Origin of the sequence: Enterobacter ludwigii, assembly GCA_023023105.1 — a bacterium.
Classification (GTDB): domain Bacteria; phylum Pseudomonadota; class Gammaproteobacteria; order Enterobacterales; family Enterobacteriaceae; genus Enterobacter; species Enterobacter adelaidei.
In genome coordinates this window covers 4,492,590-4,516,207 of sequence record CP083824.1, presented here as the reverse complement: position 1 = coordinate 4,516,207, position 23,618 = coordinate 4,492,590, and the positions used below count along the sequence as shown (strand labels likewise).

Sequence of the window (23,618 nt, the reverse complement as noted above, 5' to 3'; positions counted from 1 at the left end):
TTTTACCCGATACTTCCCGTTGTTGACTTATACAGTGCGTGAAGTGGCTAAATTCCGGGCTTGTCACTCAATCCGTCTTGTCGTTTCAGTTCTGCGTTCTTTCCCTGTGACCAGACAGCGAACAGACATGAGTTGATGGCCGCTAAACAGGCATGGATGACCCTGCCATACCATTCACAACATTAAGTTCGAGAATCACCCCGAGTTTAAGAACCCACACCATTATGAATCTTACCGAATTAAAGAATACGCCGGTTTCTGAGCTGATCACTCTCGGCGAAAATATGGGGCTGGAAAACCAGGCTCGTATGCGCAAGCAGGACATCATTTTCGCCATCCTGAAGCAGCACGCGAAGAGTGGCGAAGATATCTTTGGCGACGGTGTGCTGGAGATATTGCAAGACGGATTTGGTTTCCTCCGCTCTGCAGACAGCTCCTACCTCGCCGGCCCTGACGACATCTACGTATCCCCTAGCCAAATCCGCCGTTTCAACCTCCGCACTGGTGACACCATTTCAGGTAAGATTCGTCCTCCTAAAGAGGGTGAACGCTACTTTGCGCTGTTGAAAGTTAATGAAGTTAACTACGACAAACCAGAAAACTCACGTAACAAGATCCTTTTTGAGAACTTAACGCCGCTGCACGCGAACTCTCGCCTGCGCATGGAGCGTGGTAACGGTTCTACCGAAGACTTAACTGCGCGTGTTCTGGACCTGGCATCACCAATTGGTCGTGGTCAGCGTGGTCTGATTGTGGCACCGCCAAAAGCGGGTAAAACCATGCTGCTGCAGAACATCGCGCAGAGCATTGCCTATAACCACCCAGACTGTGTGCTGATGGTGCTGCTGATTGACGAACGTCCGGAAGAAGTAACGGAGATGCAGCGTCTGGTTAAAGGTGAAGTTGTGGCTTCTACCTTTGACGAACCTGCATCTCGTCACGTTCAGGTTGCGGAAATGGTTATCGAGAAGGCGAAACGCCTGGTTGAGCACAAGAAAGACGTGATCATCCTGCTCGACTCCATTACGCGTCTGGCCCGTGCGTACAACACTGTGGTTCCGGCTTCCGGTAAAGTATTGACCGGTGGTGTGGATGCCAACGCCCTGCATCGTCCGAAGCGTTTCTTCGGTGCTGCACGTAACGTGGAAGAGGGCGGCAGCCTGACCATCATCGCGACGGCGCTGATCGATACCGGCTCCAAAATGGACGAAGTTATCTACGAAGAGTTTAAAGGTACAGGCAACATGGAACTGCACCTCTCTCGTAAGATTGCAGAAAAACGCGTCTTCCCGGCTATCGATTACAACCGTTCCGGTACCCGTAAAGAAGAACTGCTCACCACACAGGAAGAGCTGCAGAAAATGTGGATCCTGCGCAAAATCATCCATCCAATGGGTGAAATCGATGCAATGGAGTTCCTCATTAATAAACTGGCAATGACCAAAACCAACGACGATTTCTTCGACATGATGAAACGCTCGTAACGCAAATAAAGCCAGTGAACGCCACGTTTTTACGTGGCGTTTTTCTTTTATGGACTATACGCTAGTATCACCTACTCCCAATTTTGACCGGTCGGTGCGACAATAGAACCGTTTGTGCAGTCAAATAAATAATTGATTGAAAAATATACAAAGGGAGTTGTAAGAGGCCATCTTTATTACTTCTGAGTCAGTGGCTTCATGGTTATACTTCCGGGACTAACATTTGTTGAGAGCAATCCATTGTGAATCTATTCACCGCCGTTACTGAACTGATCAGTATTTTTTTATTCACAACCTGTTTTTTGTTCATCGCCCGTAAGGTGGCAAAGCGAATAGGGTTGGTGGATAAACCTAATTTTCGTAAACGTCATCAGGGACTTATTCCTTTGGTCGGCGGGATTTCTGTTTATGCAGGGATTTGCTTCACGTTTGGCATTGCCGATTATTATATCCCGCATGCCGCTCTCTACATCGCCTGTGCCGGTGTTCTGGTGCTGATCGGGGCCCTAGATGATCGATTTGATATCGCGGTAAAAATACGCGCCACCGTTCAGGCGGGGATTGGCGTAATTATGATGGTTGTCGGTGGGCTGTATCTCCGGAGTCTCGGCTATGTGTTTGGTCCCTGGGAGTTAGTCCTGGGTCCATTTGGCTTCTTCCTGACACTCTTTGCCGTCTGGGCGGCGATCAATGCTTTCAACATGGTAGATGGGATTGACGGCCTGCTCGGTGGATTGTCTTCCGTCTCGTTCGCCGCTATCGGCATTATTTTGTGGTTTGATGGCCAGTACAGTCTGGCAATGTGGTGTTTTGCCATGATTGCCGCCATCCTCCCTTATATCCTTTTAAACCTTGGTGCGCTTGGCCGCCGCTATAAAGTCTTTATGGGCGATGCAGGCAGTACGTTGATCGGTTTTACCGTTATCTGGATTTTGCTGGAAACCACACAGGGTGAAACCCACCCAATTAGCCCGGTAACAGCACTGTGGATTATTGCCATTCCATTAATGGATATGGTGGCGATTATGTATCGTCGTCTGCGTAAAGGGATGAGTCCTTTCTCTCCTGATCGTCAGCATATTCATCATCTCATCATGCGCGCGGGTTTTACTTCACGTCAGGCGTTTGTTCTGATCACCCTGGCCGCCGCTATTCTGGCAGCAATTGGCGTAGCTGCGGAATATTCTCATATTATTCCTGAGTGGGTTATGTTGGCATTATTTTTGCTGGCATTCTTCCTGTATGGCTACTGTATTAAGCGCGCATGGAAAGTGGCGCGATTCATTAAACGTCAGAAACGCAGGATGCGTCGTAACAATGACAAAAACACAACATTAACTAAGTAAAACCGGGACTATGATGACTCAACCGTTGGCGGGAGCGAAATCAGTGGTAACTGAGAATGAACTGGATATTCGGGGTTTGTTTCGCGTGTTATGGGCAGGCAAACTCTGGATTGCTGGGATCGCGCTGGGGTTCGCACTGTTAGCGCTGGCCTACACCTTCTTTGCAAAACAAGAGTGGAGCGCCACAGCAATTACAGACAGACCAACGGTTAACATGCTCGGCGGGTTTTATTCCCAGCAGCAGTTCCTGCGTAATCTGGATATCAAGGCGAATCTGGCGACACCCGATCAGGCTTCCGTCATGGATGAGGCATACAAAGAGTTTGTGATGCAACTGGCCTCGTGGGATACACGCCGCGATTTCTGGAGTCAGACGGATTATTACAAGCAGCGTATGGTGGGCAACAGCAAAGCGGATGCCGCGTTTTTGGATGACCTGATAAACAACATCCAGTTTACGCCGGGTGATGCGCTGCGTAACGTTAACGACAGCGTTAAGCTGATTGCAGAAACTGCGCCGGATGCCAACAACCTGTTGCGCCAGTATGTCGCGTTTGCCAGCCAGCGTGCCGCAAGCCATCTGAATGAAGAGCTTAAAGGTGCCTGGGCGGCTCGTACCATCCAGATGAAAGCCCAGGTAAAACGTCAGGAAGAGGTGGCAAAAGCCATTTTCTCTCGCCGTGTACACAATATTGAACAGGCGCTGAAAATTGCGGAGCAGCGCAATATTTCCCGCACTGAGACAGATGTCCCGGCTGATGAATTGCCTGATTCTGAGATGTTCCTGCTTGGTCGCCCAATGCTGCAGGCCCGTCTGGAAAACCTCCAGGCCGTTGGCCCTGATTTTGACCTCGACTACGATCAAAACCGCGCGATGCTCACTACCCTGAATGTTGGTCCAACGCTGGACCCGCGTTTTCAGACCTATCGTTATTTGCGAACGCCTGAAGAACCTGTAAAACGCGATAGTCCGCGTCGTGCATTCCTGATGATCATGTGGGGGATTGTAGGCGCACTGACGGGCGCTGGCGTGGCGTTAACGCGTCGTCGCACAAACTAAGAACGCCGTCTACGATGAAGGCTAAGGCCTTCATCGTCTAATCGAAGAGAATCGATGTGAAAGTACTTACCGTATTTGGCACCAGGCCGGAGGCCATTAAGATGGCACCTCTGGTTCACGCGCTGGCCAATGATCCTGATATTGAAGCGAAAGTGTGCGTCACAGCCCAACACCGTGAGATGCTCGATCAGGTCTTAACGCTCTTTTCCATCGTCCCGGATTATGACCTCAATATTATGAAGCCGGGGCAAGGGTTGACCGAGATAACCTGCCGGATTCTGCAAGAGCTCAAGCCGATTCTGGAGTCATTCAAACCTGACGTTGTACTGGTTCACGGTGACACCACCACCACCGTGGCGACAAGTCTGGCTGCGTTTTACCAGCGTATTCCCGTCGGTCATGTTGAGGCGGGTCTGCGTACCGGAAACCTATATTCCCCATGGCCGGAAGAGGCCAACCGCACGCTCACCGGTCATCTGGCCATGTACCACTTTGCGCCAACCGAAAACTCGCGTCAGAACTTGCTGCGTGAAAATATCGCTGATAACAAAATCTTTGTAACCGGCAATACGGTCATTGATGCGTTGATCTGGGTACGCGACCGTGTACTGGCAAACAACGATCTGCAGAAGGACCTCGCTGCCCGTTACCCCTTCCTGCACAATGGCAAAAAAACCATTCTGGTCACTGGTCACCGTCGTGAAAGCTTTGGTCGGGGCTTTGAGCAAATCTGTCATGCACTGGCTGAAATTGCCGCGCAGAACGACGATGTACAGATAGTTTATCCGGTGCATCTCAACCCAAATGTTAGCGAGCCCGTCAACCGCATCCTGGGTCATGTCGAAAATGTCCTTCTCATTGAACCTCAGGATTACATGCCGTTTGTCTGGTTGATGAATCATGCCTGGCTGATCCTCACCGATTCTGGTGGCATTCAGGAAGAAGCACCGTCCCTTGGCAAGCCCGTTCTGGTGATGCGTGAAACGACCGAGCGTCCGGAAGCCGTCAAAGCGGGAACGGTACGCCTGGTCGGCACCGACACACAGTTGATCGTCGAAGAGGTCACGCGCCTGCTGCACGACGATGAAGAGTATCAGGCGATGAGCCGGGCCCATAATCCGTACGGAGACGGGCAGGCTTGTGGTCGTATTTTGCATGCACTTAAACACAATCGGATATCGCTATGAGTTTTACTACCATCTCTGTCATTGGTCTTGGCTATATTGGCTTGCCTACTGCGGCAGCGTTTGCCTCCCGTCAAAAGCAGGTTGTCGGGGTGGATATCAACGCGCGTGCGGTAGAAACCATTAACCGTGGCGAAATTCATATTGTGGAGCCCGATCTTGATCGCGTGGTGAAAGAGGCGGTTGAGGGGGGCTTCCTGCGAGCCAGCACGACGCCTGTTGAAGCTGATGCGTACCTGATTGCTGTTCCAACGCCATTTAAAGGCGACCACGAGCCCGACATGGCCTTCGTCGAGTCGGCGGTGAAATCCATTGCGCCTGTGCTGAAGAAAGGGGCGCTGGTGATCCTGGAATCAACTTCTCCGGTTGGGGCAACCGAGCAGATGGCGCAGTGGCTGGCTGAAGCGCGTCCCGATCTCAGCTTCCCGCAGCAGGCGGGTGAGCAGGCCGATGTCAATATTGCCTACTGTCCGGAGCGCGTGCTGCCGGGGCAGGTCATGGTCGAACTGATTAAAAACGACCGCGTGATTGGCGGTATGACGCCAGTCTGTTCCGAACGTGCCAGCGCGCTGTACAAGATTTTCCTGGAAGGTGAGTGTGTGGTGACTAACTCCCGCACCGCCGAGATGTGCAAGCTGACGGAAAACAGCTTCCGTGACGTCAATATCGCGTTTGCGAATGAGTTGTCGCTGATCTGCGCCGATCAGGGGATTAACGTCTGGGAGTTAATCAGCCTGGCGAATCGCCATCCGCGCGTCAACATTCTGCAGCCAGGCCCTGGCGTGGGCGGTCACTGTATCGCCGTCGATCCGTGGTTTATCGTGGCGCAAAACCCGGCGCAGGCACGTCTGATTCGCACCGCGCGTGAAGTGAACGACAGCAAACCTCACTGGGTACTCAATCAGGTTAAAACCACGGTTGCGGATTGTCTGGCAGAGAGCGGCAAGCGCGCCAGTGAACTGAAAATTGCCTGCTTTGGTCTGGCATTTAAACCGAACATTGATGATTTGCGTGAAAGCCCGGCAATGGAAATTGCTGAGATGATTGCCGGATGGCACAAGGGCGAAACGCTGGTGGTCGAACCGAATATTCATGAGCTTCCGGCAAAACTGGCGGGGCACTGTACGCTGACCGCGCTGGAGGATGCGCTGGCGACGGCGGATGTGCTGGTGCTGCTGGTGGATCATAAAGAATTTAAAGCGACGTCCGGCGCAGCTGTTCGTCAGCAGTATATTGTTGATACCAAAGGTGTCTGGCGTTGAGTAGCCTGAATGGGGTGCTTGAACCCCTGAACTGGGAGAGTACCTTTTTCGGTCTACCTTCGGCTATTGTGCGTCTGCGCGATAATGCGCCGGCACTGATGGAATCTGACTTTACGGCCTGGCAGAGGGTTCAGGCGAAGATCCCTGCGGACCGTGCTGACCTTCTTGATGCGCTCCAGCAACACGGCTTTAAGCTGGTTGAAGGTGAGGTCGATCTTTCTATAACGCTCACCCGGCATGATGCGTCAGGCGCGGAATTTGCAACCGAACAGGATATTCCCGTGCTGCGTCAGATGGCGGTTCGGGCGTTTGCTCAGAGCCGTTTTCGCACGCCCTGGTACGCGCCTGACGACAGCGGTCGTTTCTACGCGCAGTGGGTGGAGAATGCGGTCAAAGGCACCTTTGACCACGTCTGCCTGGTTTTTCGTGCTGGAGACGGTCAAATCCAGGGGTTCGTCTCGCTGCGCAAGCTCAACGAGCGTGAGGCGCGTATTGGCTTATTAGCCGGGCGTGGCATGGGTGAAAAACTCATGCAGGCGGCGATGCACTGGGCGCAACAGCAGCAGGTTTCGACGCTGCGGGTGGCGACCCAGGTGGGCAACACCGCTGCGCTTAAACGTTATATTGCGAGTGGTGCCAACATCGACGCCACCGCCTACTGGTTATACAGGTGACAAGATGATTCCATTTAACGCACCACCCGTCGTCGGAACGGAACTCGACTATATGCAGTCTGCCATGGGCAGCGGCAAACTCTGCGGTGACGGCGGTTTTACCCGCCGCTGTCAGCAGTGGATGGAACAGCGTTTTCGCAGTGCCAAAGTGCTGCTGACCCCGTCCTGTACGGCATCGCTGGAAATGGCGGCGCTGCTGTTGGATATCCAGCCCGGCGATGAAGTGATCATGCCGAGCTATACCTTCGTTTCCACAGCGAACGCGTTTGTCCTGCGCGGGGCGAAAATCGTCTTTGTGGATATCCGCCCGGATACCATGAACATTGACGAGACGCTGATTGAAGCGGCTATCACCGACAAAACGCGCGCGATCGTGCCGGTTCACTACGCGGGTGTGGCCTGTGAAATGGACACCATCATGGCGCTCGCCAAAAAACATAATCTGTTCGTGGTGGAAGATGCCGCCCAGGGCGTGATGTCGACCTACAAGGGACGCGCGCTGGGCACGATCGGCCATATCGGCTGCTTTAGCTTCCACGAAACTAAAAACTACACGGCGGGTGGAGAAGGTGGTGCGACGCTGATTAACGACCGGGCGCTGGTGGAGCGTGCGGAAGTGATCCGCGAAAAAGGCACCAACCGTAGCCAGTTCTTCCGTGGCCAGGTCGACAAATATACCTGGCGTGATATTGGCTCAAGCTATCTGATGGCGGATCTACAGGCGGCCTATCTGTGGGCGCAGCTTGAAGCGGCGGAACGCATCAACCTTCAGCGTCTCTCCCTGTGGCAAACCTATTACGATGCGCTTGAACCTCTGGCAAAAGCCGGGCGTATTGAGCTACCGACCATTCCGGCAGATTGCGTCCACAACGCGCATATGTTCTACATCAAGCTACGCGATAACGACGATCGCAGCCAGCTTATTGCCTGGCTGAAAGAAGCCGAAATTATGGCGGTGTTCCACTACATTCCGCTGCACTCCAGCCCGGCGGGCGAGGAGTTTGGGGTATTCTCAGGTGAAGACCGTTACACTACCAAAGAAAGTGAGCGTCTGCTTCGCCTGCCACTGTTCTACAACCTCGCGCCGGTTAACCAGCGTACGGTGATTAATACCCTTCTGAGTTATTTCGGCTGATATGTCTCTGGCAAAAGCATCGGTGTGGACCGCCGCGTCCACGCTTGTAAAAATTGGCGCCGGGCTGCTGGTCGTCAAGCTGTTGGCCGTCTCATTTGGCCCCTCGGGTGTGGGGCTGGCGGGTAATTTCCGTCAGCTTGTTACCGTTCTTGGGGTACTGGCCGGTGCCGGCATCTTTAACGGCGTGACCAAATATGTTGCGCAGTATCACGATGATGCGGCTCAGCTTCGCAGGGTGGTGGGCACCTCCTCGGCGATGGTCACGGGGTTTTCAACCCTGATGGCGATTATCTTTCTGCTGGCGGCGGCACCCATCAGCCAGGGGTTGTTCGGGCACACTCATTACCAGGGGCTGGTGCGTCTGGTTGCGCTGGTTCAGATGGGGATTGCCTGGGCTAACCTGCTGCTGGCGCTGATGAAAGGCTTTCGTGATGCTGCCGGGAATGCCCTTGCGTTAATTCTCGGGAGCGTCATCGGCGTTATTGCCTATTACTTCTGCTATCGCCTTGGAGGGTATGAAGGCGCACTGCTGGGGCTGGCGCTCGTCCCGGCGCTGGTTGTTGTTCCTGCCGCCTTTATGCTGATGCGTCGTGGCGTCATCCCTCTGAGCTACCTGAAACCTCAATGGGATAAGATTCTTGCCAGCCAGCTGGGTAAATTTACCCTGATGGCGCTCATCACCTCCGTCACGCTACCCGTGGCCTACGTGATGATGCGAAACCTGCTGGCGGCGCATTATAGCTGGGATGAGGTCGGTATCTGGCAGGGCGTAAGTAGCATTTCCGACGCCTACCTACAGTTTATAACGGCTTCCTTTAGCGTTTATTTACTGCCAACCTTATCGCGCCTGACGTCCAGACAGGATATTACCCGTGAGATTTTTCGATCTCTGCGCTTTGTGTTGCCGGCTGTTGCGGCTGCGAGTTTTACCGTCTGGTTATTGCGCGATGTTGCCATCTGGCTGCTTTTCTCGGCGAAGTTTACCGCCATGCGCGATCTCTTTGCCTGGCAGCTGGTGGGGGATGTACTGAAAGTGGGGGCTTACGTTTTTGGCTATCTGGTGATTGCGAAAGCCTCGCTGCGTTTGTATATCCTGGCTGAGATTAGCCAGTTTACGCTCCTGACGGTGTTCTCGCACTGGCTGATCCCCGCGCACGGAGCACTGGGAGCGGCTCAGGCCTACATGGCAACCTATATCGTTTATTTTGCTGCCTGTTGCGGCGTATTTTTACTTTGGCGTAAACGCGCATGACTGCACTGATTCACATCCTGGGATCGGATATCCCACACCATAACCAGACCGTATTGCGGTTCTTTAACGATGAGCTGGCATCGGACGATCCTGATGCGCGTGAATTTATGGTTGCAGGTCAGGATAAGGGCCTGAGCGAGGCGTTTCCGGCGCTGAGGATCGCATTCTGGCCGGATAAGGCTACGCTGGCGAAGGCGGTCGTTGCCAAAGCCAAAGCGGATCGTGAGCAACGCTTCTTCTTCCACGGGCAGTTTAATACCGGTCTGTGGCTGGCATTGTTAAGCGGCGGAATTAAACCCTCCCAGTGCAGCTGGCATATCTGGGGGGCCGATCTTTACGAGGTTTCCCGCGGCTGGAAATTCCGGCTTTTCTACCCGCTGCGTCGCATGGCGCAGGGACGCGTGGGCTGTGTTTTTGCCACCCGTGGCGATCTGAATTATTTTGCGAAACAGCATCCTGATGTGCGCGGCGAATTGCTCTATTTCCCGACCCGAATGAACCCGGCGCTTAACACCATGGGGACCGGCACGCCACGGGAGGGGAAACTGACGATTCTGGTCGGTAACTCTGGCGATCGCAGCAACGAACATGCTGCCGCGCTCAGGGCTGTTCATCAGCAATTTGGCGATACCGTCAATGTGGTTGTCCCGATGGGTTACCCCCTCAACAACGACGCCTATATCGACGAGGTTCGCCAGCAGGGGCTGGCGTTATTCAGCGCCGGGAATTTGCAAATTCTGGATAATAAGCTGGAATTTGATGAGTACCTTGCGCTGCTGAGGAAATGCGATCTCGGGTATTTTATCTTTGCCCGCCAGCAGGGGATTGGCACACTGTGTCTGCTGATTCAGGCCGGGATCCCCTGTGTACTTAATCGCGATAATCCGTTCTGGCAAGATATGGTCGAGCAGAATCTGCCGGTGCTGTTTACCACCGATGTGCTTAATGAAGAAGTTGTTCGGGAAGCACAGCGACAACTGGCGCTGGTGGACAAAAATTCCATCGACTTCTTTAGCCCGAATTACCTCTCGCCGTGGCACCGTGCGCTGCGTATCGCTGCAGGAGGCAAAGCATGAGCCAGTTGCAATTCAGCGGTTTGCTGGTCGTTTGGCTTCTGAGCACGCTGTTTATCGCTACGCTCACCTGGTTCGAATTCCGCCGCGTGCGTTTCAACTTTAACGTGTTCTTCTCGTTACTGTTTTTGCTGACGTTCTTTTTTGGCTTCCCACTGACCAGCATTCTGGTCTTCCGCTTCGACGTGAGCGTCGCGCCACCAGAAATTTTGCTCCAGGCACTTCTGGCTGCAACCTGTTTCTATGCAGTTTACTACGTCACCTATAAAACGCGGCTGCGTTCAACGCAGGCAACCGCACCACGCCGGGCGCTTTTTACCATGAACAGGGTGGAGACCCACCTGACATGGGTGATGCTAATGACCATCGCCCTGGTCAGTGTCGGCATTTTCTTCATGCATAACGGCTTCCTGCTGTTTAAGCTGCACTCCTACAGCCAGATTTTTTCGGCCGAAGTCTCAGGCGTGGCGCTTAAGCGTTTCTTCTACTTCTTCATCCCGGCAATGCTGGTGATCTTCTTCCTGCGCCAGGACAGCAAAGCGTGGCTGTTCTTCCTGGTCAGTACCGTCGCGTTCGGCATTCTGACCTACATGATTGTGGGGGGGACGCGCGCGAACATCATTATCGCCTTCGCGATCTTCCTGTTTATCGGCATTATTCGCGGCTGGATCTCGCTGTGGATGCTGGTGGCGGCTGGGGTGTTTGGCATTGTGGGGATGTTCTGGCTGGCACTGAAGCGCTACGGAATGAATGTGGCGGGTGATGAAGCGTTTTACACGTTCCTCTATCTGACGCGTGATACCTTCTCGCCGTGGGAAAACCTGGCATTACTTCTGCAAAACTACGACAAGATTGATTTCCAGGGCCTGGCGCCAATCGTTCGCGACTTCTACGTCTTTATCCCTTCCTGGCTATGGCCGGACCGTCCTGGCGTGGTGCTCAATACCGCGAACTATTTTACCTGGGAGGTACTGAACAACCATTCCGGACTGGCCATCTCGCCAACGCTGATTGGCTCTCTGGTAGTGATGGGTGGGGCGTGGTTCATTCTGCCCGGGGCCGTTGCCGTAGGGTTGATTATTAAGTGGTTTGACTGGCTTTACGTGCGTGGTAACGAAGAGACCAACCGCTATAAAGCGGCCATTTTGCACAGTTTCTGCTTTGGTGCCATTTTCAATATGATCGTTCTGGCGCGCGAAGGGCTGGACTCATTCGTTTCGCGCGTGGTGTTCTTCATGGTCATTTTCGGCGTCTGCCTGTTACTGGCCAAATTGTTGTACTGGCTGTTTGACAGTGCCGGGCTTGTGCACAAGCGCGAGCCGCAGGGCAGCACAACGCTGTCGCAAGTCTGAGTAAGGATAGTAATGACTGATAAAACGTCTGCACCGCGCTATGCGCTACGTGGTTTGCAGCTTATTGGCTGGCGCGACATGCAGCACGCACTGGATTTTCTTTTTGCCGACGGCCAAATGAAATCCGGGACGCTGGTGGCCATCAATGCGGAAAAAATGCTGGCAGTTGAGGATAATGCGGAAGTCAAAAGTCTGATTGAAGCCGCTGAGTTTAAATACGCGGACGGTATCAGCGTGGTTCGCTCAATCCGTAAAAAGTATCCTGACGCTAATGTTTCCCGCGTGGCGGGTGCCGATCTCTGGGAGCAGCTTATGGCCCGCGCAGGTGCGCAGGGCACGCCCGTGTTCCTGATTGGCGGGAAGCCGGAGATACTGGCCCAGACGGAGGAGAAACTGCGTCGTCAATGGAATGTTAATATTGTTGGCAGCCAGGATGGGTACTTCAAACCGGAAGATCGGCAGGCGCTGTTTGCGCGCGTTCGCGACAGCGGGGCGAAAATTGTCACCGTGGCGATGGGTTCCCCGCGCCAGGAGATCCTGATGCGTGACTGCCGTCCGGTCTGCCCAGATGCCCTGTACATGGGCGTCGGCGGCACGTACGACGTCTTTACTGGCCACGTTAAGCGTGCGCCCAAGGTCTGGCAAAATCTGGGCCTTGAGTGGCTGTACCGCCTGCTATCGCAACCGACGCGCATTAAACGACAGATTCGCCTGCTTCGCTACCTCGCCTGGCATTACACCGGGAAAATGTAATCAAAATGTAGCGCGATATGCTATTCGCGCTGCAACTCCCCTGCAAAACTGCTGATAATCTGTGCAATGCATTCATTTTTTTAATGCATCGTTTGCCATTTGGCAGATTTTAAGAAACCATTCGCTCCGTATTTTAGTACCCCTAAAAAACAATACCCGGTCTTAAGTCGGGAAACAGCAAACACAATCGAGGATCTATGGCAGAGAAAAAACCGGAGCTACAGCGTGGGCTGGAAGCTCGTCATATTGAACTGATAGCGCTGGGCGGCACTATCGGCGTCGGCCTGTTTATGGGCTCCGCAAGTACGCTCAAATGGGCAGGCCCTTCCGTATTACTGGCGTATATTATCGCCGGGCTGTTTGTTTTCTTCATTATGCGTTCGATGGGTGAAATGCTCTTCCTGGAGCCAGTGACCGGTTCTTTCGCCGTTTACGCGCATCGCTATATGAGCCCGTTCTTCGGCTACCTGACGGCCTGGTCATACTGGTTTATGTGGATGGCGGTAGGCATCTCAGAGATCACCGCGATAGGGGTCTACGTCCAGTTCTGGTTCCCGGACATGGTTCAGTGGATACCCGCGCTCATTGCCGTAGGGTTGGTGGCGCTGGCAAATCTGGCCGCCGTGCGCCTTTACGGTGAAATTGAGTTCTGGTTCGCAATGATTAAAGTCACCACGATTATCGTGATGATTGTCGTTGGCCTGGGCGTGATTTTCTTCGGCTTTGGCAACGGCGGACACGCTATCGGCTTTGGTAACCTGACTGAAAACGGCGGCTTCTTCGCTGGCGGCTGGAAGGGCTTCCTGACGGCGCTGTGTATCGTTGTGGCCTCGTATCAGGGGGTGGAGCTTATCGGCATTACCGCCGGTGAAGCGAAAAACCCGCAAGTCACGCTGCGTAGTGCGGTGGGTAAGGTGCTGTGGCGTATCCTGATTTTCTATGTGGGCGCGATCTTCGTCATCGTGACCATCTTCCCGTGGAACGAAATTGGCACGACCGGTAGCCCGTTTGTTTTAACCTTCGCGAAAATTGGCATCACGGCGGCGGCAGGTATCATCAACTTTGTGGTACTGACGGCGGCATTGTCAGGCTGTAACAGTGGAATGTACAGCTGTGGTCGTATGCTTTATGCACTCTCGAAGAATAACCAGCTGCCTGCGGCGATGAGTAAAGTCTCACGTGCTGGCGTTCCGGTTGCGGGCGTGGCGGTCTCCATTGCGATACTGCTGGTTGGCTCTTGTCTGAATTACATCATTCCTAACCCGCAGCGCGTATTTGTTTACGTCTATAGCGCCAGCGTGCTGCCAGGCATGGTGCCGTGGTTTGTTATCCTGATAAGCCAGCTGCGTTTCCGCCATGCGCATAAAAAGGCGATTGAAAGCCATCCGTTCCGCTCAATTCTGTTCCCGTATGCGAACTATTTAACGATGGCGTTCCTGGTTTGCGTATTAATCGGAATGTACTTTAATGAAGATACCCGCATGTCGCTGTTTGTCGGGGTGATCTTCCTGGCGGCAGTGACAGCTGCGTATAAGCTTTTTGGCCTGGGTAGCCGTGCCACCACGCAGAAAGTGGAGGAATAAGCGGCAAAATGTGCAAACCATAACCAAACGCGCATTTTTTTCAAAAAAGCACTAGACAGCGGGGACGGAGGTACGTAATATCCAGCCCCGCAACGGCGCTAAGCGCCCGTAGCTCAGCTGGATAGAGCGCTGCCCTCCGGAGGCAGAGGTCTCAGGTTCGAATCCTGTCGGGCGCACCATTTACCCGGTGCTGGAGCTGCGGTGGTCTGAGAAGTAGTCAGTACCGCGTGAGTTAAGAATACAGTGGTGGCTATAGCTCAGTTGGTAGAGCCCTGGATTGTGATTCCAGTTGTCGTGGGTTCGAATCCCATTAGCCACCCCATTATTGAAAGAGTTGTGAATTGCGAAGGTGGCGGAATTGGTAGACGCGCTAGCTTCAGGTGTTAGTGTCCTTAGGATGTGGGGGTTCGAGTCCCCCCCCTCGCACCACGACTTTTTAAATGAATTGAACTAAAAATTCAAAAAGCAGTACATCGGCGAGTAGCGCAGCTTGGTAGCGCAACTGGTTTGGGACCAGTGGGTCGGAGGTTCGAATCCTCTCTCGCCGACCAATTTTGAACCCCGCTTCGGCGGGGTTTTTTGTTTTCTGCGCCTTTTCACCCTGTAGCAATCCCCCGACAGCACCTACATTTATTGTCGCGATTTAGCGACATGCAATTCATTGAAAAAATAGAAAAAAATCCTTTGCTGATTTTACTGTCTCCTCCAGGAGACATATTGTTGTGTTTGCCGGATTATTGTCGGGCCTCAGAGGGTGCTTAACAGCATAATTTCCTTTTATCTTAAAATGTTGCGCGGTGTAAAAGTTCGGAGTGTTATGTTGGCACGTTACGTGCAATAATATGCGTGTAGATGCTCATTCCATCTCTTATGTTCGCCTTAGTGCCTCATAAACTCAGGAATGACGCAGAGCCATTTACGGTGCTTATCGTCCACTGACAGATGTCGCTTCGGCCTCATCAAACACCATGGACACAACGTTGAGTGAAGCACCAAATATGTTGTCTTACAGACCTGTTTTAACGCCTGCTTTTATAGCAGGCGTTTTTTTATGTCTTACTCCCGATAAAAGCACATGATCAGAGCAACGGTCAGCAGAGCCACTGACGAGACGGTATAGAGTGCCTGTACTGAGCCAAATCCGGTTGCCACCATCGCTGCGATGCCGGTGAAAAGAGAGGCGCTGAGCGTTTGCCAGCGCCAGGCTTTACCGCTGGCTGAAGCGGTTTGCGTGTCATCAAAGCTACTAAGAACAGCAAACGTGCCAGCCGCAAAGAGAACATTCGAAGCCAGATGTGCGATAAAGATCATCCCTAGCGCACAGGCCACCCATCCGGATAAAAACGGAAGCATGCCATAAGCGGCCAGAAAGATACCGAGACAAACGATGATTCGCGGTGTGTGGGCAGCAAAGTGCGCCAGGCTGTCTCTTTTTAGCAGCATGGGGCCGCAAAGCTGTCCCATACTCCTCGCGAGAAGCAGAGGCAGAGCAAGACCCGCCGCATTCTGAGGATGGATCTGTTGCGCGAGTGCCGGAAGGAGTGCCATCGCCGGTGAACCGACGGCTGCCAGCGCCGGGAGGATGAGCAGGCTGCGTTTTTGCCGACGGGTCAACGTCCGCCAGCGTAGCGCCGCAGGCGCTGTCTCTTCAACAGGGAACGGGAGTGATGGTGCTGAAAACTGGCGCTCAGCCAGCCATAGCATTAACAGTGACCCGAGAAAGCTGGCGGCATCAATAGCCAGCAGTGTAAACACGGATGTCCTCTGGAACAGCACTACGCCCAGTCCGGTTCCTAACAACACCTGAGAAGCAAAAATCACAGTTTCCAGACAGGTTGCCGCAGGTAACTCCGCTTCACTGAGACCGCGCTTAAAGAGCAACGTCAGCGCGGGCCAACTCATCCCGCTGAGCAGCGCTTCGGTGGATTGCACGGCGAGTAAAGCGGCAATGCTGTGATAACCCACGCCAAACAAGGGAAAGAGCAGGGCGAGCAGGCCCAGTCCTTCGGTCAGTATCAGCAGAGATATTGGAGAATAGCTCGAGCACAGCTTTTCACCGATCAGGCTACCGACAAATCCTGGTACCGTAGCGAAAAGAAAAGCGAGGGTTAGCAGTGCTGGCGAGGCTGACCACGCTAACAGCAAACCGAAGACCACAACCTGGGTTAAACCATTTCCCAGCGAAGTAAAGATAAAAGCACAGGCAAGCAGGCGCAGCCAGCGGTGGCCGCGCAGCGCTTCAATAAGCGCATACAAAAGCGAGTTCATGAAGATTTCCTTTCAAAAACAATTTAGTCCACGCTGCAGAATGTGCGCGTGTGTGAAAAAGGTTAATGAAAAGACATCGTTACATTGGCGGGTGCGTTTGCAGATATGGGTACAAAGAATGTAGCAGGAGATGGGCGATAAAAAAAGGAGGCCATTTGGCCTCCTGTTTATTTACTGCTGGGTACCGTTGTTTTGCAGCGTCAACAGCAACCCATCACGTCGCATGGCGGCTGCCTCTTCGGGCTTATGCTGTTTGTCCAGCGTATCGGCAAGCCATGCGTAGTCAAACGCATCCGGACGCTGTTTCAGTGCCGCGCGGAAGGCGAGGCTCGCTTCCTGCCATTCGCCATGCTTCATCAGCGACTGACCCAGCGTGCTCCACAGCAGCGGACGGTCACCGACGGTTTTAATCTGCTGACGCAGCACTTTTTCAATTTGTTCTGGATTGTTGGTTTTCAGGCGTGGGATCACCATCACCAGCCGATCGTCATACTGGCGTTTGAGACCGTCGAGAAGGATCTCCTGCGCGGTGTCATGATCGTCACATTCAATAAGATGTTCTGCCATTGCCACCTGCAGTGGGATCTGCTGACGCGTTTTCCTGCTCTGATTCTTCCACCAGGTTTTCAGACCGTCGCTGCCCAAATCGGCGCGAGCCTGATCCATCAGGCCAATCCATGCCAGGCGCTGAAGCTCATCACGATGTTCATCATCACCCACTTCGGCCTTCGCCATTGATGGAATGATGTCCAGCAGTGAACCCCATGCACCGGTCCGAATATACGCCTGCTCAGCCAGACGCAGAACTTCCGGGTGACGTGGCGCAATTTCCAGCAGGCGGTCGATGCCGTGGCGTGCAGCGTGATTTTCATTGCGTGCCAGTTGCAGACGAACACGCGTAATTTCCACCGGAATCGGGTCGTTAGACGCCAGTTCAGACGCACGTTCCAGGTGTTGATTAGCGCGGACTTCGTCACCCCGCTGTTGCGCGGCTTCCGCGGCCAGCAAATAGTTCACTACTGGCTGTTCGGCATGATCGGCGTTTTTTGACATCAGCTTTTCAACCTGCTGATAGTCACCTTCCGCAAGTTTCAGCAGTGCCTGTTCGGTTTGCTTACGGGCGCGGCGGCGCTTACGACCCACGAACCAGCCACGCGTATGCGCGCCGGTGCGGAAAATACGGCGCAGGACCCACTCGACAGCAAACAGCACGACCACACCGAGGATCAGAATGATCGCCAGACCCGTTACGCTGGTTTCGATGTTGTAGTTATCGGTCTGGATCAGGACGTAACCCTGATGACCGGCAAGCATCGGACCCAACACGATCCCGGCGATCAGCAGGATGAAGAGTAAGAGGACTTTTAGCATCATTACTCTCCTTGCGGTGCGCTTTCAGGCGCGGGTGCAGGAGCTGGGGCGGCTCCGCCAGTTTGCTCAGCCGGAACACCTGGCTGTGCCAGCAAATTACGCACTCGCGTCTGCATCAGCTTCTCCAGAATCGGCTGGCTTTCCAGCTTATCTGGCACGTTCATGGTGATGTTCTGTTGGCTCAGTTTATCAATGTCTTCGAGGAAGGCGGTGGTCGTCGCATCATCGGTATTGTAGTAAGCGCGTACCCACGTAGAGACGTTATCCAGCGCCTGTTTGTAGGTCTCTTCCTGATGACGCGGCACGGCCTGGGCGGCAACCAGCAGGCGGGAACGAATGTTTTCGCGCAGATAAATATCCTGATTCGGCGCTAACAGCGGAACGGCGGTTTCGTCGCGACGGCGGATAGTGATAAAGCTGTCCATAAAGTTCTGCCAGCTTTTTTGCAGGTTCACACGCCATTCGCTCAGGGAGCTGGAAAGCTCGGTGCCGTCGGAATCCATCGGGGAGTCGTCGTCGTTGTTATCTGCCAGCTGCAGGTTATCAATCTGATTCGAAAGCTGGTTCACTTTGAGGATAATGCCATCGTAATCCACCTGTGAGACGGCGGAGAGGCTGGCGATGTCTTCGGTGATCGCGCGACGTGCGGTGATGAGGCTTGGATCGTTCATGTCCGCCAGGCTCGCATCGGCGCTTTTCAGCAGTGCGGCGGCAGTGGTGACATCCTGATCGCTCCAGAGCTTACGCCCGGCGAGCTTCACCAGGAAGTCAGCCTGGGAGAGCAGCCAGGTTTTAGCATCGGTGCCGGAGATCGTCGCCACTTTCTGCTGCACGTCGCCCAGCTGTTTGGTCAACTCTTCTTGTTTACTGTTCGCCTCGGCGAGTGCGGTTGCCTGCTGTTTAATCACCGCTTCCAGTTCGGTTTTCTGTGTCTCTTGCGCTTTTTGCAGAGCCGTAAGCTGATTCACCAGTGCGTCGCTGGTGGCCGTCTGGTTAGCACTCTGTTGTTTCACCAAACCGTACAGGCCAACGCCGGCCGCCAGCGCAATAGCGATGGCAATCGCGCTCAGCGCGAGGCTTTTTTTGTTGCTGCCGTTTTTCTTCTCAGCGATGTTCTCTTTCGTCTCTGGCTGTGGCGTCGCGTCCACAGTCTCCCTGGTCTCTTCAACCACGGCGGAGGATTTATCGTGTTCCGTCATTATGGCTTCCCATTTGAGAGTTATTGTAATGCGCGCAGCAGCGCATCGTTGTCGGCGTTATCAGCGATCCGAATATCCTGCCAGCCCAGTTCCCGGGCCTTGTTCGCCAGACGCTCACTGACGACCAGAAGTCGACAGCGGAGTAACCAGTTTTCGCGATACCAAAGCGGTATCAGTGCCCAAAGCTGTTGTAACATTTCACCGCTGGTCACCACCAGCGTATTGATGCCTCGCGCGTGCCAGCGCATCGCCTCTTCCGCGCCATCGTAGTGTTTTGCACAGCGCTGATAACACTCAACGAACGTGATATCAGCTCCACGCTCCAGCAGCGTTTCACCCAACAGTTCACGTCCGCCGTTACCGCGTAAAATCAGCGCACGCTTGCCGGCAATAGTTTGTAATTCAGGTAATTGTAGCAAGACTTCGCTGATTTCCCGATCTAACGGGTAACGCACATTCGCACCGCTGATGGTATGTAAAGCCAGCGCCGTCGAGCGGCCAATCGCGAAATAGCGGGGGGCGGTTGGCCAGGTCAGACCTTGCTGTTGCAGCTGTGCGTGGGCATATTCCACGGCATGTTGCGACAGCGCGAACAGCAGATCGCCTTCCTGAAGGGTATTCATCTGGTCGGCGAGCACAGACAGTTCCCGACCCGGGGAGAATTCAATAAGCGGAAAACTCCAGGCCACCTGCCCCAGTGCGCGCAGACGGCTCACTAATTGCTCTCCTGCGGGAGAAGGGCGGGTGACAAGAATACTCATGCAGGGGGTTCTCCATTATAAACGTCAGCCAGAATCTCGCGGGCGCCGTTATCCAGTAACTCTTCTGCCAGCGACACGCCAAGCTGATCGGCATCCTGTGCTTTGCCGCGACGCTCACCGCGTACCATCTGCGAACCGTCCGGTGCGCCAACCAGTGCACGCAACCACAGCTCACCGTTAATTAATTCAGCATAGCTGCCAATCGGCACCTGGCACCCTCCTTCGAGGCGGGTATTCATCGCACGTTCGGCTTTTACGCGAATAGCGGTCTCGTCATGGTTCAGTGGGGCAAGGAGTGCGCGGGTTCGCGCATCGTCCAGACGGCACTCAATGCCGACCGCACCCTGACCCACGGCGGGCAGCGACAGCTCCGGTGGCAACGCCACACGAATGCGCGACTCCAGCCCCAGACGCTTCAGACCCGCCACCGCAAGAATAATGGCATCGTAATCGCCGTTATCCAGCTTGCTCAGACGCGTGCCGACGTTACCGCGCAGCGAGCGGATGATCAGGTCCGGACGACGCTCTGCCAACTGACACTGACGGCGTAAACTGGACGTGCCAACCACACAGCCCTCAGGCAGCGCATCAAGCGAGTCATAGTGGTTAGAGACAAACGCGTCACGCGGGTCTTCGCGCTCGCAGATTGTCACCAGACCCAGCCCTTCCGGAAACTCGACGGGCACGTCTTTCATCGAATGTACGGCAATATCAGCGCGGTTCTCAAGCAATGCCAGTTCCAGTTCTTTGACAAACAGGCCTTTGCCGCCCACTTTCGCCAGCGGCGTATCAAGGATCACATCACCACGCGTGACCATCGGCACTAGCTCGACGCGCAATCCACCGTGGCAGGCTTCAAGGCGCTGCTTCACATAATGTGCCTGCCAGAGCGCAAGAGGGCTTTGGCGTGTGGCAATTCTCAAAACATTGTCTAACATGCTTGTTACCGTCATTATCAATCGCTAACCATCCTAACATTGTTGACTCTGGGATGGCAGTTTTACGGTTGATGAAGAGTGAGAGGGACAAGGCGGCGTATTCGTCAGCCATAGCCGTATTCAGGAATTTACACGTACAGAACGGTGCTACACTTGTATGTAGCGCATCTTTCTTTACGGTCAATCGGCAAGGTGTTAAATTGATCACGTTTTAGACCATTTTTTCGTCGGTACCACCAAAAATGATAAGGGCGAAAAAGGGTAACGGTTATCTTTTTGAAATACTGCGGGTCCGCTGTTATTCGTGTTTTGAATAGTTTGCGACACCCGGAAACATCAGGCGATACGTCTTGTACCTCTATATTGAGACTCTGAAACAGAGACTGGATGCCATAAATCAACTGCGTGTGGATCGCGCGCTTGCTGCTATGGGCCCTGCTTTCCAGCAGGTATACAGTCTGCTGCCGACATTATTGCACTATCACCATCCGCTGATGCCGGGTTACCTCGATGGTAACGTTCCCCAGGGCATTTGCCTTTTCACGCCTGATGAAACCCAACAGCATTATCTGAATGAGCTTGAACTCTACCGTGGCATCCCGCCGCAGGAGTCCCCGAAAGGTGAACTGCCGATTACCGGCGTTTACTCTATGGGAAGTACCTCATCGGTAGGGCAAAGCTGTTCTTCTGACCTGGACATCTGGGTCTGCCACCAGTCCTGGCTCGATAACGAAGAGCGTCAGCTGCTGCAGCGTAAATGCAGCCTGCTGGAGAGCTGGGCTGCGTCGCTCGGCGTGGAAGTGAGTTTCTTCCTGATTGATGAAAACCGTTTCCGTCATAACGAAAGCGGCAGTCTGGGTGGTGAGGACTGCGGCTCGACCCAGCACATTTTGTTGCTGGATGAATTTTACCGTACTGCCGTTCGTCTGGCCGGTAAGCGTATTCTTTGGAATATGGTGCCGTGCGAAGAAGAAGAGCATTACGACGATTACGTCATGTCGCTGTATGCGCAGGGCGTGCTGACGCCAAACGAATGGCTGGACCTGGGCGGCCTGAGTTCCCTGTCGGCCGAAGAGTACTTTGGCGCGAGCCTCTGGCAGCTCTATAAGAGCATTGACTCCCCGTATAAAGCGGTGCTGAAAACGCTGCTGCTCGAAGCCTACTCCTGGGAATACCCCACGCCGCGCCTGCTGGCGAAAGACATCAAACAGCGTCTGCACGATGGCGAGATTGTCTCCTTCGGGCTTGATGCCTACTGCATGATGCTCGAACGCGTCACCGAATACCTGAATGCCATTGAAGACACCACGCGTCTTGACCTGGTGCGTCGATGTTTCTATCTCAAAGTCTGTGAAAAATTGAGCCGCGAACGCGCCTGCGTTGGCTGGCGTCGTGAAGTAGTTAGTCAGTTAGTCAAAGAGTGGGGATGGGACGAAGAGCGTCTGTCCATGCTCGACAACCGCGCCAACTGGAAAATCGACCAGGTGCGTGAAGCGCACAACGAATTGCTTGATGCGATGATGCAAAGCTACCGTAACCTGATCCGCTTTGCGCGCCGCAATAATCTCAGCGTCTCCGCCAGCCCGCAGGATATCGGGGTGTTGACCCGTAAACTGTACGCTGCGTTTGAAGCGCTGCCAGGTAAAGTCACGCTGGTTAACCCGCAGATTTCGCCTGACCTGTCTGAACCGAATCTGACGTTTATCTATGTGCCGCCGGGACGCGCGAACCGCACCGGGTGGTATCTGTACAACCGTGCGCCAAGCATGGATTCGATCATCAGCCATCAGCCGCTGGAGTATAACCGCTACCTGAACAAGCTGGTGGCCTGGGCCTGGTTTAACGGCCTGCTGACTTCACGTACCCGTTTGTTCATCAAGGGTAACGAGGTCGTCGATTTAGCCAAACTGCAGGAGATGGTAGCGGATGTGTCCCATCACTTCCCGCTGCGCCTGCCTGCGCCAACGCCAAAAGCGCTCTACAGCCCGTGTGAAATCCGCCATCTGGCGATTATCGTCAACCTGGAATACGACCCGACGGCGGCTTTCCGCAATCAGGTGGTCCATTTTGATTTCCGTAAGCTGGACGTCTTTAGCTTTGGCGAGCAGCAAAACTGCCTGGTGGGCAGCGTTGACCTGCTTTATCGCAACTCGTGGAACGAAGTGCGTACCCTGCATTTCAACGGCGAGCAGGCGATGATCGAAGCGCTGAAAACCATTCTCGGCAAGATGCACCAGGATGCCGCGCCGCCGGACAGTGTAGAAGTGTTCTGCTACAGCCAGCATCTGCGCGGGTTGATTCGTACTCGTGTGCAGCAACTGGTCTCTGAATGTATTGAACTGCGTCTCTCCAGTACTCGCCAGGAAACCGGGCGCTTTAAAGCGCTGCGCGTCTCCGGTCAGACCTGGGGCTTGTTCTTTGAACGTCTGAACGTGTCGGTACAGAAACTGGAAAACGCCATCGAATTTTATGGCGCAATTTCGCACAACAAGCTGCATGGCCTGTCCGTGCAGGTGGAAACCAACCACGTCAAACTGCCGCAGGTGGTGGATGGTTTTGCCAGCGAAGGGATTATTCAGTTCTTCTTTGAAGAGTCGGGCGACGATGCCGGTTTCAACATCTACATTCTGGATGAGACCAACCGCGCCGAGGTCTATCACCACTGTGAAGGCAGTAAAGAGGAGCTGGTGCGCGACGTCAGCCGCTTCTATTCCTCTTCACACGACCGCTTCACCTACGGCTCAAGCTTTATCAACTTCAACCTGCCGCAGTTCTACCAGATTGTGAACGTCGATGGCCGCGTGCAGGTGATCCCGTTCCGGACCCAGGCCGTCACGCCTGCGGTGCCTGCAAATCAGGACACCACGCCACTGTTGCAGCAGTATTTCTCCTGAGTCTTTTCGCCCGGTAAGCGTAAGCGCCA

At 54.0% G+C, this 23,618-nt stretch carries 18 protein-coding genes and 4 tRNA genes; 17 read left to right on the top strand and 5 right to left on the bottom strand.

Annotated elements, in window-relative coordinates; translation table 11 throughout:
• Window positions 1-224 precede the first annotated feature (224 nt).
• The 16 genes from rho to LCD46_21825 all read left to right on the top strand — a co-directional run bounded on the left by rho (window position 225) and on the right by LCD46_21825 (window position 14,709).
• The gene (rho, locus tag LCD46_21900; protein ID UOY70630.1) at window positions 225-1,484 is read left to right on the top strand and encodes a transcription termination factor Rho; all 1,260 of its coding nucleotides are present in this window, start codon (window positions 225-227) and stop codon (window positions 1,482-1,484) included.
• Between the two features lie 242 nt (window positions 1,485-1,726).
• Window positions 1,727-2,830: a UDP-N-acetylglucosamine--undecaprenyl-phosphate N-acetylglucosaminephosphotransferase gene (wecA, locus tag LCD46_21895; GenBank protein UOY70629.1), complete on the top strand. Its 1,104-nt coding sequence runs from the start codon at window positions 1,727-1,729 to the stop codon at window positions 2,828-2,830.
• A 13-nt stretch (window positions 2,831-2,843) separates the two neighbouring features.
• Window positions 2,844-3,890 (top strand): ECA polysaccharide chain length modulation protein, encoded by a 1,047-nt coding sequence (wzzE, locus tag LCD46_21890; protein ID UOY70628.1) that lies wholly within the window; start codon window positions 2,844-2,846, stop codon window positions 3,888-3,890.
• Between the two features lie 56 nt (window positions 3,891-3,946).
• Entirely contained in the window at window positions 3,947-5,077 is a 1,131-nt protein-coding gene (gene wecB / locus LCD46_21885) for a UDP-N-acetylglucosamine 2-epimerase (non-hydrolyzing) (protein UOY70627.1), read from the top strand.
• A complete protein-coding gene (gene wecC, locus LCD46_21880) occupies window positions 5,074-6,336 on the top strand; it encodes a UDP-N-acetyl-D-mannosamine dehydrogenase (protein UOY70626.1) in 1,263 nt (420 codons plus the stop codon). Before wecB ends, wecC begins: the two co-directional genes overlap by 4 nt.
• The gene (gene rffC / locus LCD46_21875; protein UOY70625.1) at window positions 6,333-7,010 is read left to right on the top strand and encodes a dTDP-4-amino-4,6-dideoxy-D-galactose acyltransferase; all 678 of its coding nucleotides are present in this window, start codon (window positions 6,333-6,335) and stop codon (window positions 7,008-7,010) included. Before wecC ends, rffC begins: the two co-directional genes overlap by 4 nt.
• Window positions 7,011-7,014: 4 nt before the next feature.
• A complete protein-coding gene (gene rffA, locus LCD46_21870; GenBank protein UOY70624.1) occupies window positions 7,015-8,145 on the top strand; it encodes a dTDP-4-amino-4,6-dideoxygalactose transaminase in 1,131 nt (376 codons plus the stop codon).
• 1 nt (window position 8,146) lies between these two features.
• On the top strand, window positions 8,147-9,397 hold the full coding sequence (gene wzxE, locus LCD46_21865) for a lipid III flippase WzxE (protein UOY70623.1): 1,251 nt from the start codon (window positions 8,147-8,149) through the stop codon (window positions 9,395-9,397).
• Window positions 9,394-10,473, top strand: coding sequence for a TDP-N-acetylfucosamine:lipid II N-acetylfucosaminyltransferase (locus LCD46_21860; protein UOY70622.1), 1,080 nt, complete (start codon window positions 9,394-9,396; stop codon window positions 10,471-10,473). Before wzxE ends, LCD46_21860 begins: the two co-directional genes overlap by 4 nt.
• Window positions 10,470-11,822, top strand: a complete 1,353-nt coding sequence (wzyE, locus tag LCD46_21855) for an ECA oligosaccharide polymerase (GenBank protein ID UOY70621.1) — start codon at window positions 10,470-10,472, stop codon at window positions 11,820-11,822. Before LCD46_21860 ends, wzyE begins: the two co-directional genes overlap by 4 nt.
• A gap of 12 nt (window positions 11,823-11,834) precedes the next feature.
• Entirely contained in the window at window positions 11,835-12,575 is a 741-nt protein-coding gene (gene rffM, locus LCD46_21850) for a lipopolysaccharide N-acetylmannosaminouronosyltransferase (protein UOY70620.1), read from the top strand.
• 197 nt (window positions 12,576-12,772) lie between these two features.
• A complete protein-coding gene (locus tag LCD46_21845; GenBank protein ID UOY70619.1) occupies window positions 12,773-14,158 on the top strand; it encodes an amino acid permease in 1,386 nt (461 codons plus the stop codon).
• A 102-nt stretch (window positions 14,159-14,260) separates the two neighbouring features.
• Window positions 14,261-14,337 (top strand) — tRNA-Arg (locus LCD46_21840).
• Between the two features lie 67 nt (window positions 14,338-14,404).
• Window positions 14,405-14,480, top strand: a tRNA-His gene (locus LCD46_21835).
• Window positions 14,481-14,501: 21 nt separating this feature from the next.
• Window positions 14,502-14,587, top strand: a tRNA-Leu gene (locus tag LCD46_21830).
• A gap of 45 nt (window positions 14,588-14,632) precedes the next feature.
• Window positions 14,633-14,709 (top strand) — tRNA-Pro (locus LCD46_21825).
• A 505-nt stretch (window positions 14,710-15,214) separates the two neighbouring features.
• Here LCD46_21825 and LCD46_21820 read toward each other — a convergent pair.
• The 5 genes from LCD46_21820 to hemC all read right to left on the bottom strand — a co-directional run bounded on the left by LCD46_21820 (window position 15,215) and on the right by hemC (window position 20,695).
• Complete coding sequence (locus LCD46_21820; protein UOY70618.1) at window positions 15,215-16,426, bottom strand: MFS transporter; 1,212 nt, start codon at window positions 16,424-16,426, stop codon at window positions 15,215-15,217.
• A 171-nt stretch (window positions 16,427-16,597) separates the two neighbouring features.
• On the bottom strand, window positions 16,598-17,797 hold the full coding sequence (gene hemY, locus LCD46_21815) for a protoheme IX biogenesis protein HemY (GenBank protein ID UOY73031.1): 1,200 nt from the start codon (window positions 17,795-17,797) through the stop codon (window positions 16,598-16,600).
• Window positions 17,798-17,799: 2 nt separating this feature from the next.
• On the bottom strand, window positions 17,800-18,996 hold the full coding sequence (gene hemX / locus LCD46_21810) for a uroporphyrinogen-III C-methyltransferase (GenBank protein ID UOY70617.1): 1,197 nt from the start codon (window positions 18,994-18,996) through the stop codon (window positions 17,800-17,802).
• A gap of 20 nt (window positions 18,997-19,016) precedes the next feature.
• Window positions 19,017-19,757: a uroporphyrinogen-III synthase gene (gene hemD, locus LCD46_21805; GenBank protein ID UOY70616.1), complete on the bottom strand. Its 741-nt coding sequence runs from the start codon at window positions 19,755-19,757 to the stop codon at window positions 19,017-19,019.
• Window positions 19,754-20,695: a hydroxymethylbilane synthase gene (gene hemC, locus LCD46_21800; GenBank protein UOY70615.1), complete on the bottom strand. Its 942-nt coding sequence runs from the start codon at window positions 20,693-20,695 to the stop codon at window positions 19,754-19,756. The genes hemD and hemC overlap by 4 nt, the downstream gene beginning before the upstream one ends.
• Before the next feature lie 350 nt (window positions 20,696-21,045).
• On the opposite strand from hemC, the gene cyaA reads away from it, so the two are divergent.
• On the top strand, window positions 21,046-23,589 hold the full coding sequence (gene cyaA, locus LCD46_21795) for a class I adenylate cyclase (protein UOY70614.1): 2,544 nt from the start codon (window positions 21,046-21,048) through the stop codon (window positions 23,587-23,589).
• The last annotated feature ends 29 nt before the right edge of the window (window positions 23,590-23,618 follow it).